The 13,593-nt window shown below is 47.1% G+C and carries 12 protein-coding genes; 7 read left to right on the top strand and 5 right to left on the bottom strand.

What is annotated here, in order from left to right; genetic code table 11:
* Positions 1–154: 154 nt before the first annotated feature.
* From HDCHBGLK_RS08870 to mgtA, 4 genes are all read right to left on the bottom strand, one after another.
* Positions 155–466 carry a DUF3784 domain-containing protein gene (locus HDCHBGLK_RS08870; RefSeq protein WP_004608384.1) on the bottom strand — a complete coding sequence of 104 codons (312 nt, stop codon included), beginning with the start codon at positions 464–466 and terminating at the stop codon, positions 155–157.
* Positions 467–630: 164 nt separating this feature from the next.
* On the bottom strand, positions 631–1,308 hold the full coding sequence (locus HDCHBGLK_RS08875) for an MgtC/SapB family protein (RefSeq protein ID WP_004608383.1): 678 nt from the start codon (positions 1,306–1,308) through the stop codon (positions 631–633).
* A gap of 137 nt (positions 1,309–1,445) precedes the next feature.
* Entirely contained in the window at positions 1,446–1,949 is a 504-nt protein-coding gene (locus HDCHBGLK_RS08880) for a winged helix-turn-helix domain-containing protein (RefSeq protein ID WP_004608382.1), read from the bottom strand.
* Positions 1,950–1,964: 15 nt separating this feature from the next.
* Complete coding sequence (gene mgtA / locus HDCHBGLK_RS08885; RefSeq protein ID WP_004608381.1) at positions 1,965–4,628, bottom strand: magnesium-translocating P-type ATPase; 2,664 nt, start codon at positions 4,626–4,628, stop codon at positions 1,965–1,967.
* 100 nt (positions 4,629–4,728) lie between these two features.
* Here mgtA and HDCHBGLK_RS19555 point away from each other — a divergent pair, with 100 nt between their 5' ends.
* The 6 genes from HDCHBGLK_RS19555 (at position 4,729) to HDCHBGLK_RS08915 (ending at position 10,716) form a co-directional block, all read left to right on the top strand.
* Complete coding sequence (locus HDCHBGLK_RS19555) at positions 4,729–4,863, top strand: hypothetical protein (RefSeq protein WP_004608380.1); 135 nt, start codon at positions 4,729–4,731, stop codon at positions 4,861–4,863.
* 146 nt (positions 4,864–5,009) lie between these two features.
* Entirely contained in the window at positions 5,010–5,699 is a 690-nt protein-coding gene (locus tag HDCHBGLK_RS08895) for a response regulator transcription factor (protein ID WP_039910050.1), read from the top strand.
* Positions 5,675–6,580: a sensor histidine kinase gene (locus HDCHBGLK_RS08900; protein ID WP_004608378.1), complete on the top strand. Its 906-nt coding sequence runs from the start codon at positions 5,675–5,677 to the stop codon at positions 6,578–6,580. The genes HDCHBGLK_RS08895 and HDCHBGLK_RS08900 overlap by 25 nt, the downstream gene beginning before the upstream one ends.
* A 138-nt stretch (positions 6,581–6,718) precedes the next feature.
* Positions 6,719–7,408 carry an ABC transporter ATP-binding protein gene (locus HDCHBGLK_RS08905; protein ID WP_004608377.1) on the top strand — a complete coding sequence of 230 codons (690 nt, stop codon included), beginning with the start codon at positions 6,719–6,721 and terminating at the stop codon, positions 7,406–7,408.
* Positions 7,395–9,890 carry an ABC transporter permease gene (locus tag HDCHBGLK_RS08910; RefSeq protein WP_004608376.1) on the top strand — a complete coding sequence of 832 codons (2,496 nt, stop codon included), beginning with the start codon at positions 7,395–7,397 and terminating at the stop codon, positions 9,888–9,890. Before HDCHBGLK_RS08905 ends, HDCHBGLK_RS08910 begins: the two co-directional genes overlap by 14 nt.
* A 34-nt stretch (positions 9,891–9,924) precedes the next feature.
* Positions 9,925–10,716 carry a nitroreductase family protein gene (locus tag HDCHBGLK_RS08915; RefSeq protein ID WP_004608375.1) on the top strand — a complete coding sequence of 264 codons (792 nt, stop codon included), beginning with the start codon at positions 9,925–9,927 and terminating at the stop codon, positions 10,714–10,716.
* Between the two features lie 28 nt (positions 10,717–10,744).
* Here the strand turns inward: HDCHBGLK_RS08915 and HDCHBGLK_RS08920 are convergent, their stop codons facing one another.
* On the bottom strand, positions 10,745–11,872 hold the full coding sequence (locus tag HDCHBGLK_RS08920) for a glycerate kinase family protein (protein WP_039910047.1): 1,128 nt from the start codon (positions 11,870–11,872) through the stop codon (positions 10,745–10,747).
* A 471-nt stretch (positions 11,873–12,343) separates the two neighbouring features.
* Here HDCHBGLK_RS08920 and HDCHBGLK_RS08925 point away from each other — a divergent pair, with 471 nt between their 5' ends.
* On the top strand, positions 12,344–13,546 hold the full coding sequence (locus tag HDCHBGLK_RS08925) for an IS110 family RNA-guided transposase (RefSeq protein WP_009249946.1): 1,203 nt from the start codon (positions 12,344–12,346) through the stop codon (positions 13,544–13,546).
* Positions 13,547–13,593 lie beyond the last annotated feature (47 nt).

Here is a 13,593-nt window from a genome sequence, read left to right on the forward strand (position 1 = left end):
TCCTTGAATTTTAGTAGAGGCAAGGGCAATCACATGAGCGACACGGAAACTCCGAATCCCCATGTGCTGCTCTTTGCCTTCTTGGACTACCGTCAGAGTCCATGTCTCTCACCTCACTGTTTTAAAAAATATCTATGTGAAACCGCAATGCGGATTATTGATTACGATAGCGGTTACTCTTTCCGATATACCAGACATCAAAGCCTGCAACGATTAGCCATGCAGTCATCGCACACACAAACCAGTGGTTTGAAAATCCTGACCAAAGCCCCTTCATCAGAAAGATAATGCCATTAAGTGCAATGACTTCCCCGATGTTACGGCAAAGCGGGATAATTTTAATTTTATCTTTCTCTTCCTGCGGCATATTTTTCCACGCAGAAAGATGAATATATCCTTTTCCACAGGCAAACAAGAAGCCTGCAATAGTAAAAAGAACTCCGAAAAAGATGCATGTAAAGTCCATATTTTCTCACTCCTTCCAATACTTGATTTTATTTTTTAGTTTATTTAGTCTCAGAAACTTCTCTGTTTAGAGAACATCCAACTTAAACAGCCACATATTATTGTGAACACGGAGTAAAGTGCAAAGAAAATTGCCAGTTTGTAATCTTTGATTTTCGTCTTCACTCACAACACCTCCCAACCAGCACTTACAACTTCCGGGATTGCCAGTGCCTGCCCAACGATTCCCTCTAAAACATTGTTTTTAGGTTTTCCGACAGAACAGTATTTCGCAATGATCTCAACCTTATCACCAACAACATCGCCGCTTTCCAGATTATTCAGGAACAGCGTTTTGCAAGGATTGCTGTTAATAAGCAACAGACGAATTTCCTGCTCTGCATCTTCCTGGCAAGTGACCGAAATACGATATTGTTTTTCAGATTCATCACCGGCTGTGATTGGATTCAACTTTCTTGCAAGAGGTCGCAGAATCAAGTTGGAGACAATCAAAATACCAGCGGCGGTGATTGCCATTGCATACATCCCTGTACTTGCAAGAATGCCAATGGCAGCTGTACACCATAGCGTTGCCGCAGTATTCATTCCACGCACTGTTCCGCTGTCCTTGAAAATCACACCACTGCACAAAAAACCAACACCAGATATAATACTGCTCCCGACACGAAATACCTGATCCGAGCCATAGAGCATTGGAAACAAGGTAAAGAAACTGGTTCCCATGCAAATTAACACATTGATACGAATACCCGCCGGATGGCCGGTTAGCTGCCGTTCCAATCCAATCAGAAAGCCAAGCACCAAGGAGAGGGAGATTCTTAAAACAAAATCGGTGTAAAACATGTGAATCGCCTCCCTTCGACCACGAACAGTATATAAAAATCGCAAGGAAAATCACATGTCTAAAACCTTGCGATTTCCTTGCGATTTGGCAAGAATTTAGGCGGGCTGAAACCGAAAGTAGTCTCAGTCCGCCTATGTTATAGTTGGTCATTAAATTTGTACCCGATGCCCCAGATAGTCAAAATGTACTTCGGCGCATCGGGGTCAGGCTCAATCTTCTTTCGCAGTTTTCGGACAAATGCCATGATGTTGCTGTCATCCAGCAGATAATCCTCTTCCCAGACTGCGCGATAAATCTGCTCTTTAGTAAAGACCTCGCCCCGATTCTGAGCAAGAAAATACAGAATGTCAAACTCTTTTGGGGTCAAGCTGATTTCTGAACCTTTCAGCAGGACCTTTCTGCTTTTCGGATGAATCTCTAATTCTCCAATTAGAATCCCGTCCGACAAAACACCGGCAGGCAGTTCTGTTTCTTCTGATGCTCCCAAAAGCAAAGAAGATACCTCTCCGCTGATCAGATCCCGGACGCCAGACAGTAAATCTTCCACACAGTCACTTTTCGGCGGCTCTTTAATCAGCTTTTCCAGCAGCCAAATTTCAAGGGCGGAATCCATAGGGATAAAACTGATATTCTTTTTCACGATGAATTCCTCCTTTCAAATCAACTCCTGGTACTTCTTCTTATAGAAATATTTTGCTACCGTAGTCAACAGCATATACGCAAGCGCTACGATCAGCAAAAATGCAAAATACCAAAGCGGCAGCATCGTCAGGCCGAACAGCGATGCACCGCTGGTAAAGGTAATGGCTGTAAAGGCAACGATTCCGGCCAGCGTTATGCAAATCACAGGCGTAGATGACCTGCTCTGCATAAAAGGAACTTTGGGTGTTCGCAGAAAATGCAGGATCAGCACCTGTGTCCACATGGATTCCAAAAACCACCCCGTCTGGAACAGTGACACATACTGAAGCTGCAAAGAAGGATCTGTAATATTCAGGTAGGTTGCTCCTCCACACAGCATGGGACACAGGAAATAATACAGGAACAGGAAGGTCGCAATATCAAACAAAGAGCTGATCGGCCCGAATGACATCATAAACCGTCCCAAAGTTTTGCCCGACCAATCTCTCGGAGACAGGGTTTCTTCCTCGTCCACATTGTCCCAAGGCAGAACAATACACAGAATATCGTACAGCAGATTCAGAAGCAGAATCTGGATGGATGTCATGGGCAGAAACGGCAAAAATGCGCTGGCGCATATGATGGCGAAAATATTACCAAAGTTGGAGCTGGCGGTGATCTTGATGTATTTGAGCATATTGGTAAAGGTCTTGCGCCCTTCCAAAACACCTTGTTCCAGGACATTGAGATCCTTTTGCAGTAAAACCACATCGGCTGCATCTTTGGCTGCGTCCACTGCCGTGTCCACCGAGATGCCCACATTGGCCTCGCAAAGTGCCGGGATGTCATTGACGCCATCACCAAGGAAACCCACCGAGTGACCGTTTTCCCGCAGAGCGGATACCAGACGCACCTTTTGACCCGGAGTAAGTTCCGCAAAAACATGGATTTCCTCAACTGCTGTGCGAAGCTCACTGTCTGTCATTTCATCCAGTTTTGCACCGGTCAGCACAGTCTCGGCAGAGATGCCCACCCGACGACAAACAGACACCGCAATGGCCGCCTGATCTCCCGTCAGAATCTTAGGAGCCACTTTTAGCCTCTTGAGGGCCGCCACGGATTCTTTTGCGGTTTGCTTGGGCGCATCAAAGAAGGACAGATAGCCCACCAGAGTCATATTAAATTCGTCAGCGGGTGTGATCTCCCTTTGATGGCCTACATTTTTCCGTGCGATAGCAATGACCTTCATACCCTCCTTTAGCATATCATCTACCACAGAAGATACGCTCTGCATACCATCCTTTTCAATCGGCAGAGTTTCACCCCGATATTCTACATGGCTGCAACGGGAAACGATATGCCTAATGTCACCTTTCATAATGATCTGGCACTCGCCATCGCTATCTCGCACAAGGGTGCTGACAAACTTGCGGGCATAGTCAAAGGGAATTTCGTCCGCCTTTTGATACTGGGCCAAAAGGTCGGTATAATGGGTTTCACGCCCGGGCATAGTCTTACAGGCAAGAATTGCGTTGTCAATAGTGTTGCGAACGCCAGAATGATAGGAACTGTTCAGATATGCCAGATCGAGAACTTCCGTATTTTCATTGCCGAGAATATCCATGTAATATTCCAGCAGGATACTTTCATTGGTTAGCGTGCCGGTCTTGTCCATGCAAAGCACATCCATACTTCCAAAGCCCTGCATGGCATTGATGTCTTTGATAATCGTTTGCTTTTTACTCATGGCAAGGCTGCCCTTGGCAAGGCAGGCTGTAATGACCATAGGCAGCATTTCCGGCATCAGTCCGACGGCCACCGACAGAGCGAAAGCAAAGGACTCCAGCCATTTTCCACCTGTGATACCGAGGAGCACAAACACAATCGGCACCAGCACTGCCATGAAGCGAAGCATGACCCAGGCAATGGAATTGGCACCCTTTTGAAAGGAATTTTTGTCGTCAGAATCGGGCTTTGTAAAACTGCCATACAGAGTGTCTTTGCCGACGGCCAGCACAATTCCTTCGCCTTTGCCGCTGATAACAGTTGTTGCCATAAAAGCGAGGTTTTCAAGCTGAGTCAGCGTCTTCTGCTCTCCGTAGCTGAGTTTGCGGCAGTTCTTTTCAAGGATGGCGCTCTCGCCGGTGATGGCGGCCTGGGAGATAAAGAGATCCGTGCTCTTCGTCAATCTGATATCCGCCGGAACACGATCACCTGCGGAGAATAGAACGAGATCCCCGATCACTAATTCTTCGGTGGGTATCTCCATTAACTCCCCATCGCGCCTCACCGTGACGCTTTCATGAATCAGGCGGTCAAGCTGAGCAGCAGCGCTCTTTGCCCGCAACTCCTGAATGAGACGAATGACACCACTAATTAGGATCATGGAAAAGATGATAATGGCAGTAGTAGCGTTTCTCGCAAAATTGGATGCTACGAAAACATCCGTAATGAGAGAAACAATACCCAGAACAAAAAGAATCACATGAAACGGGTTAATAAATGCCCGTCGCAATCGTTGCATCATCGTATCATTTTTTCGCTCATTGAAACTGTTCTTTCCATACTTCTCCCGCATCGACTCAATTTGCTCAATGGGCAGCCCATCCGGAGATGCGCCAATGTCTCGATAGATTTCCGATGGCTCACAGTAAGCGTATTTTTTGATACGACTGTCGAATAGTGTTGCTTTTGACACGAGACAGTCCCTCCTTTATAAGTACAAGTAAGAACATTTTAACATAGTGTTATGAAAATGCTATGTTTATATTCTTGCTTTTTTCTTGCAATTTACTTTGATGCAGCAATTTCCTATTGACTTTTTATTTGCAGGCTACTACTATTTGATCGTGGATGAAACAGGATGGAAGGACATTGCCGATTTGGTCAATCTGATCTATGGAAGCATCCAACTGATCAGCGCGCAGAAATAAATCAATATTAAGGAGGCCGAATCGTGATTTTTCGCATCTTGCAGGAGTGGCTGGAAAAGAACTGCCTCAGCGAGGCAATAGAGTATGGAAGTCACAGCAAAGGAATGGCGAGATATACTTGCCCAAAATAAATCATGGAGGTTGCGATGATGCAGGAGATCTTAGTTCTGGAAGATGACCAGGAACTGGCAGAGGGGATAGAGATGGCCCTGATAAGCGATGATCTTTCTTTCACGCTTTGCGGGACGATTAAGGAAGCAAAGAAAATGCAAAGAGAAAAGAGGTTCGATTTGCTGATTCTGGATATTAATCTTCCGGATGGAAGCGGACTGGAACTTTGCAGAGAGATCAGGAGGGGAAGCAAAGTGCCTATCATGCTTCTGACCGCCAGGGATATGGAACTGGATATCGTAAAGGGCCTGGAGTGCGGCGCGGATGACTATATCACGAAGCCCTTCAGCCTGATGGTCCTAAGGGCGCGGATCCGGGCGCTGCTTCGCCGGACCATAGGCGACTCTAAGCAGGAGTATGTAAAGGAGCCGTTTCGTTTCCGCTTTGAATCCATGGAATTCTATAAGGATCATATCCCGGTGGAACTTAGCCGCACGGAACAGAGGATCCTGTATCTTCTTGTCACTAACGCGGGCAGGATACTTACCAGGGAGCGGCTGATGGAGTGGGTCTGGCCGGATGGAACGGAGTATGTGGAAGACAATGCCCTGTCCGTTGGCATCCGGCGTCTGCGGGACAAACTGGAGGATAGCCCCTCCAAGCCGGAATATATAAGGACCGTATATGGGAAGGGATACATATGGCAGGAATCGCGGGAATCATAATTTTATTACTGGACGTTGCCATTCTTGTGCTTGCAAGAGACGGCAGGAATAAGAAGAAGGAGATGGAAGTCCTGCTTCAAAGGCTGGATGATGCCCTTGAAGGAGGAGAGGGAGCATATGCGTATGATGAATCTATGGATTCGGCGATTGCGGACCGGCTGAACAAGCTGCTTAGAAGTTCCAGTATGGGCAAGGAACGGGCGTATCAGGACCGGGACAGGATAAAATCGTTGATTTCCGATATCTCCCATCAGATCCGCACCCCTCTTTCCAATATTATGCTGTATACCGGGCTATTGCAGGAAAAGAAACTGGATGGGCAATCCAGGATGCTTGCGGATCAGATACAGGGGCAGGCAGAGAAACTGGATTTTTTTATGAAAGAACTAATTAGATCGTCATATATGGAGACGGATATGATCGTTGTCAGCCCGCGGACAGCCCCGGTGGGAGAACTGGTGGACAGGGCCTGCCAGGCAGTAGAGGCGGAGGCGCTGAAAAAGGGGATTTTGATCAGGCAGCCGGAGACGGATCGGATTATCTGCAAGTTTGATATGAAATGGACTTTGGAAGCAGTGAGGAATATTTTGGAGAATGCGCTGAAGTATTCGCCGGAAGGCTCGGAGGTGGAAATAGAGATCGCTCCAAACGAAGCCTTCACCTGCATCAGCATCCAGGATGAGGGCATAGGAATAAGGGAAGAAGAACAGGGGCTGGTATTTGAACGGTTCTACCGTTCCCGGGATGTGAAGAAGGAGCCGGGAATGGGGATCGGCCTTTATCTAGCCAGAGAAATTATATCCAGGCAGGGAGGGTATATCGAGGCCCGGTCCGAGTATGCCAAAGGGACTTGCTTTTGCATCTATCTTCCCAATTTTTGATTGGACACCGCAGGAATGTGCTTCGGCACATTCTTTTTCTGTTAAAATTGTCACATTTGAGAAAGAATTGAGAAAGAAGCATTTGCTATATTATTTCCAGGCGCCGGATGGCGTTAGTATAAGTTATGGAGGTATGACATGAACATATTGGTTACAGAGAACTTAAAGAAGTACTACAGGATGGGGGAAAATGTGGTAAAGGCTTTGGATGGCGTCAGTATTTCGATTCAGCAGGGGGAATTCCTGGCGATAGTAGGCAAGTCCGGAAGCGGCAAATCCACGCTGCTTCATATGCTGGGAGGATTGGATCGGCCGACCTCTGGGAAAGTCATGATCGAACAGAAAGATATATCTTCCATGGATAAAGACGAACTTACGATATTCCGCCGGAGGAAGATTGGATTTGTATTCCAGAATTATAACCTTCTTCCGCTGATGAATGTATATGAGAATATTGTTCTTCCCATCAAGTTGGACGGCATCCGTCCACAGAAGAGGTATGTCAATGAGATTATCGAAATGCTGGGCCTTGGAGACAAAAAGTCTGCCATGCCCTCCCAACTTTCCGGAGGCCAGCAGCAGAGGGTGGCGTTAGCAAGGGCTCTTGCAGCTAAGCCGGCTATCGTTCTGGCGGACGAGCCCACCGGCAATCTGGACAGCAGGACCAGCCAGGATGTGCTGGGGCTGATCAAGACTTCCAGCGAGCGCTTTGGGCAGACGGTGGTAATGATTACCCATAATACTGAGATTGCCCAGATGGCGGGCAGGATCATCCGGATGGAAGATGGGAAGATCCGCGGAGGTGGCAAGGCTTATGACGAAGATTAATAATAGAAAGGTGATATCTCAGATTGCCGCCACGACCTATAAGGCAAATAAAAAGAGGAATGTGCTTACAATATTTGCCATCATACTTACCACATTCCTGATCGGCGTGGTATTCGCTGTCGGCATGAGTTACTGGAATACCATATCCCTTCGCCAGATGCGTATGAGCGGGATGGATTACGACATTGAATTGACTGAGCCTGAACAATCCCAGGTTAAGATCATCCGTGCCATGGATAAAGTAGAGGCGGCGGGAGTAACTGTCAAATGCGCGATTGCAGAAAAGTACGAAGATAAGGAACTGGATAAGGTTCAGTTATACTGGATGGATCAGACAGCATGGGAGAAACAATGTATTCCTGCGCTTGAGTCCCATGAAGGGACCTATCCAAAGAAAAAGAGTGAGATTATGCTGTCGACCGACGCCTTACATGCTATGGGGATCACAAATCCAAAACCGGGAATGGCGATCACGCTGGAATATTTCACGCTGTCAGATGAGAATGAAACACAGGAATCTGAGCAAGAAGAATTTATCCTGTCCGGCTGGTTCCGGGATTATTCCGGAAGATCCAGAGGGCTTGTATCCCGGGAATTCTATGACAGATCCGGGGCGAGCCAGACGGATCTGACCCAGGGAGAACTGCTGATTACCTTGAAAAGTCCCATATATTCCAAGAAAGACATTGTGGATATGCAAAATTCCATCTCCCTTGGTAAGATGCAGTCGCTGCTTGCTGACTATGACACGATTTCCAACTTTTTGAAGACAGCAGCCATTCTGCTGGGGATAATGGCGATGATCCTGCTTAGCGGTTATCTTTTTATTTATAATATGCTGTATATATCAATCTCAAAGGATATCCGATACTATGGGCAGTTAAAAACCATTGGCATGACATCCGGGCAGATGAAGCGGATGATTACAAAGGAGGTCGTATGGAACTGCGCCATAGGGATACCGCTGGGACTGCTGCTTAGCCTGATCGTTTCTAAAGGCGTGATCCTGCAGATCCTGCAAATCGTGAATCCTACTTTAGATCCGGCGGAAATCACCGTTATCAAGCCATGGATCTATCTACTGGCTGCGGCCTTTGCGTTCCTTACGAACCAGGCAGGCAGCAGGAAGCCCGCAAAGATCGCTGGAGATTGCTCGCCGGTGGAGGCAATGCGCTATATTCCAGAATCAGGAAAGAGAAAAAAGGGAAGAGAAAGGGATGCCGGGATAGGCGCTATGGCTGTCCGGAATATCACCCGTGATAAGAAGCAGGCGGTAGTCATCTACGCTTCTTTTATTGTGGCAGTGACCGTCTTTCTCATTATGAATGTCGTGGTAAAGGAGAATGATGCCAAGTCTATCTTGAATGCCACTTACAATTATGACATACGATTCAAGAATGAGACTACGTTGGATGACCAAAAGCCCTTGCTTACGAAAGAAAAGATCCAGGCAATCTGCAAGATAAGCGGGGTTAAGAGCGTAGAAAGCGTGACATCCACAGAAGCGGTTGTTCCATACCAGAAAGAGGTCTATGGAGAATTCTATAAAGAACTGTACCAGTCTAGATACACGCCGGGCGGAGATTATGAAGAAGATATGGAATCCTACCAAAATAATCCTGCAGGCAGCCGGTTTACGACGCGGCTTGTAGGGATTGACCAGACGGAATTTCAAAGAATAAATAAGGAACTGGGGAATGTGCTGGATGAAGAGGAATTCCGGGAAGGAAAGATCACAATTTTAGAAGACTTTCTGCAGATTGATATGGGCGATGTGATCGGAAAGACGGTTGCGTTCACCCTCCCGGACGGCCTTCGGCCAAGCCAGGAGGAGAAAGTGCGGATTGCGGCAATCAGCCAAGACTCCCCTGCTTATTTCGCCGGGGGCTATAATCCGGTCATGATGGTGAGCCAGGAGTATATGAACACCCTCATGGGAGAGCCATTCTGCGAACTGATTCAGGTAACATATGACGAGACATTTTCCGGGAAAACGGAGAAAGAAGTGAAACAAGTATTTGAAGGTGAGAAGCAGATTACCTATGATTCAAAACTGGAACGCTATTCAGAAATGAAAAGAACAGAGATACAGGTAAAGGTATTGGGAAACAGTGTTGCGGCTATTATGGCGCTGCTGGCCGCGCTTAACTACTTTAATATGATGGCCGCCAGCGTGCAGAACCGTTCCAGGGAATTTGCCACGTTAGAAAGCATTGGAATGACATCTGGGCAGATCAGGAAAATGCTGGTCCTGGAAGGGAGCGGATATGCAGTGGTATCGATCATCATATCCGTTATCCTGGGGCTTCCTTTAAGTCATGCCGTGTTTGAGGGAATGAATATCTACAGGATTGACTATTCCATGCCATGGCCAGGCAATCTCCTTTTGTTTGCCGGAATCCTTATTCTGTGCATGACCGTTCCGGCGGCCATCTATCAGCGGACGCAAAAAAACAGTATCATCGAGCGGCTTTTGTGCTAAGATATAGTCAAGCATAACAGGAGGAGGATTACAGATGATCAGAATAGAAAAAGAAAGATGTATTGGCTGCGGCGCATGTATAAAGGACTGCCCTGCATCGGCAATCAGGATGACGGAAGAAAAGGCGGAGGCGTATAAAGACTGCCTGCTCTGCGGTCACTGCGTCGCCATATGCCCGTCGGAGGCAGTCTCTATCCCGGAGTACGATATGGAAGATGTAGAAGCATATGACAAAGACACATTTACGCTGAAAGCGGAACATTATCTTCATGCGGTAAAGTTCCGCAGAAGCATCCGCAACTTCAAGCCGGAAAAGATTGAGCGCGAGAAGGCAGAAAGGATACTAAAGGCCGGCCGCTATACTGCCACCGCCAAGAACCGGCAGGCGTGTACATACGTATTTATCCAGGAGCAGCTAGACGAGTTCAAGGAACTTGTCTGGAAGGAAATGCCGTCTATATTGGAGGAACTCAAGCAAAATGCCCCGGATTACGCCAGAGCATTCGAACTCTTTTACCTAAAATGGAAGCGGAACCCCAAGGACGATACGTTCTTTTTCAATACGCCCGCCTTTCTTGTCATCGCCTCCAATAATCCTTTAGATGGAGGGCTGGCGGCAGCCAACATAGAGAACATGGCTGTGGCGGAAGGACTTGGCGCGCTGTACAGCGGCTATATGATGCGGGTGATAGGATTAAGCCAGACGCTGCGGGAATGGCTTGGAATAGGGGAGAAGAGAGTATCCTGCTGCATGCTCCTGGGCTATCCCGCTGTATCATACAGAAGGACAGCACCCAGGAAATATGCAGATATTCTCTGGAAATAGATAGAATCTATATCCATCAGCCTTAGAATTACAGAAGCCGGAATGCCTGTTCTACAGAAGCGCGCATATTCTCCCGGGCGCGCTCCGGCTTCATGGCTTCCTCAAGCGTGGTAACGCCGCGGACGATGGGGAAGAACGCGTCAATACCAGCCTGATTGCAGGAGGCAGCGTCCTTGGTTACGCTTCCGGCAAAGGCAAGGACTTTCACGTTATACTTTTTGGCCAGCCTGGCAACTCCGACAGGAGCCTTTCCCATGGCGGTCTGATGATCCAGACGGCCTTCTCCGGTGACGGCCACATCCGCGTCTCTTAACTCTTCTTCCAACCCCACAGCGTCCAGAATCAGGTCGATTCCCGGGGTAAGTCTTGCATTCAGGAAACTCAGGAAGGCAAAGCCAAGGCCGCCGGCTGCTCCGGCGCCTTCTGTTTCTGCATAACTGCAGCCGAAGGTATCGGCGGTTATCTGCGCATAGTGGGTCATTGCCTGATCCAGGGCGTCTTTCTGTTCCTCAGTCACGCCTTTTTGAGACCCATAGATGTAGGTTGCGCCGCTCTTGCCGCAGAGCGGGTTTGTTACGTCACATGCTACCTGGAAGGTGCATTCGGCCAGCCTCGGATTTTTTTTAGCGCTGTTGATGGCAGCAACTTTGGAGAGCGCCTGCGCACCTTCGCCCACATCATTTCCCTGACTGTCGAGAAAGACGAACCCAAGGGCCTTAAGCATGCCGATGCCGCCGTCATTGGTGGCGCTTCCGCCGATTCCGATTATAAAGTTCCGGCATCCCTTTGTGATAGCATCGTTGATCATCTCGCCTACGCCGTAGGTGGTGGCAGACAAGGGGTCCTGCCTGTCCGTGGGAACAAGCGTGATTCCGGCGGCAGAAGCCATCTCGATGATGGCGGTTTTCGTTTCTTCCAAGTATCCGTAATATGCATGAACCTTTGTTCCCATAGGCCCGGTGATCGTAAGATCGACGCGCTCGCCTTTCATTCCTTCGATCAAGGCATCCGTGGTGCCCTCTCCACCGTCAGCCAGGGGCTTTACAATGACTTTTGCATCCGGCTTGGCGGCAAGGATTCCCTCCTCGACTGCAATACCGGCTTCCATGGAAGTCAGGCTTCCTTTTAAGGAATCCATTGCTACAACAACTTTCATTTCTTTGAACCTCCCGTGTCTGTTATCCATTTCGTTACTTTGTTAAGGCGAGTATAGCACATTAGAGTCAAATGGAAAATGTTCCTTGGGACAAAAATAAGCCGATTTAGTTGCGAAATATGTTATATAGGACAATATTCCCGCGAACACTCATCCAGGTATCGTATACTCAAATCCGCTGATCCGGTGGATGCGGTCAAGTTTATACTGCAGCGTATTTAGTACCATAAAAGTGTAGTTGTTAGAGAGTAATTAACTCTGACATCTGCACTTATTTTATTATAATAAGGGGAGTAATTGGTCTAACGTCGGCTTTTTTGGATTGCCACATCCGTCACAAAAACCGTTAACCAACCTCTTATTATAAGCATTCGATTAAGCAGGTAGGGATTCGCTCCCGCGTAACCAACTAAACTGAATGGTAATAAGTGTAGCTGGGACAATTACTAAAACAGTTAGAGGAGGTTCTGGATGATAAGCGTAGGAATTGATGTATCCAAGGGAAAAAGTACAGTCTGCATACTGAAGCCGTATGGAGAGATTATGTGTAGTCCTTTTGAGATGCTGCATGGGGAGAAGGAGCTGAATGCTCTCGATGATCTGCTAAATAAGCTAGATGGGGAGATAAGGATCGTGATGGAGGCTACAGGAATTTATCATTTGCCTATATTGACATTCTTTCACGAAAAAGGATATTTCGTATCTGTTATTAATCCATTCGCAATGAAGAAATATGCAAAGGACAACAGTATTCGAGGTGCAAAAACAGACAAACTTGATTCAATAATGATTGCAAATTACGGAATCGAGAAATGGTTCAAATTACAAAGATATAAAGGTGATGAAGAAATTTATGCAGAGCTTAAACTTTTAGGTCGCAGGTATCGACACTATATGGAACTTCACGTGAAAGCATTGCAGGAATTGACGCATATCCTGGATTATGTGATGCCTGGTATTAAGAAGATGTTTAACAGTTGGAATGAAGCTAATGGCAAGGACAAGCTCAGCGACTTTGTGGAGCAATTTTGGCATTTTGATCTAATCACAGCCATGAGCCTTGAAAAATTCACAGAGGAGTATCTTGACTGGGCAAAAGAAAAGAAATACCACCGAAGCAGATCCAAGGCTGAAGCAGTCTATGAATTAGCTTCCAATGGTATTTCCACACTGTCTTCCGGTACCCCATCGACCAAAATGTTAGTACAGGAAGCGATATCGGTATTGAGAACTGTAGATAGTTCTCTGTTTCTCATTTTAACACGAATGCAAGAACTTGCGAAGACCCTGCCGGAATATTCAACGGTCAGAGAAATGGGCGGAGTAGGTGATGTCCTTGCAGTTAAACTGATTGCAGAGATTGGCGATATAAGAAGACTGCACAGCGCAAAGGCACTCATAGCATGGGCTGGAATCGACCCGCCGCCGTATGAATCGGGACAGTTTATTGGTTCAAAACGCAAGATAACGAAACGAGGTTCTTCAACGCTCAGGAAGGTCGGATATGAGGTGATGAGAGTCCTTAAGAGTCATCCTGCTCCAAAAGATGATGCTGTATACAACTATATTTTGAAAAAGGAAAGTGAAGGTAAAAGCAAGAAACATGCAAAGATTGCAGGGTTGAATAAATTTCTGCGGATTTATTATGCAAGAGTAATGGCTGTTTATCAATAGAACATAAAATCCGCGAGTTCGTACAGGCTGGAGCACAGAGCCAGCCT

It is taken from the genome of [Clostridium] scindens ATCC 35704 (assembly GCF_004295125.1).
Taxonomy (GTDB): domain Bacteria; phylum Bacillota; class Clostridia; order Lachnospirales; family Lachnospiraceae; genus Clostridium_AP; species Clostridium_AP scindens.

Bases quoted from the DNA above. Each gene is read 5' to 3' on its own strand.
- HDCHBGLK_RS08870 (WP_004608384.1), bottom strand. From the start codon at position 466: ATGGACTTTACATGCATCTTTTTCGGAGTTCTTTTTACTATTGCAGGC.
- HDCHBGLK_RS08875 (WP_004608383.1), bottom strand. From the start codon at position 1,308: ATGTTTTACACCGATTTTGTTTTAAGAATCTCCCTCTCCTTGGTGCTT.
- HDCHBGLK_RS19555 (WP_004608380.1), top strand. From the start codon at position 4,729: ATGCAGCAATTTCCTATTGACTTTTTATTTGCAGGCTACTACTATTTG.
- HDCHBGLK_RS08895 (WP_039910050.1), top strand. From the start codon at position 5,010: ATGATGCAGGAGATCTTAGTTCTGGAAGATGACCAGGAACTGGCAGAG.
- HDCHBGLK_RS08900 (WP_004608378.1), top strand. From the start codon at position 5,675: ATGGCAGGAATCGCGGGAATCATAATTTTATTACTGGACGTTGCCATT.
- HDCHBGLK_RS08905 (WP_004608377.1), top strand. From the start codon at position 6,719: ATGAACATATTGGTTACAGAGAACTTAAAGAAGTACTACAGGATGGGG.
- HDCHBGLK_RS08910 (WP_004608376.1), top strand. From the start codon at position 7,395: ATGACGAAGATTAATAATAGAAAGGTGATATCTCAGATTGCCGCCACG.
- HDCHBGLK_RS08915 (WP_004608375.1), top strand. From the start codon at position 9,925: ATGATCAGAATAGAAAAAGAAAGATGTATTGGCTGCGGCGCATGTATA.
- HDCHBGLK_RS08920 (WP_039910047.1), bottom strand. From the start codon at position 11,872: ATGAAAGTTGTTGTAGCAATGGATTCCTTAAAAGGAAGCCTGACTTCC.
- HDCHBGLK_RS08925 (WP_009249946.1), top strand. From the start codon at position 12,344: ATGATAAGCGTAGGAATTGATGTATCCAAGGGAAAAAGTACAGTCTGC.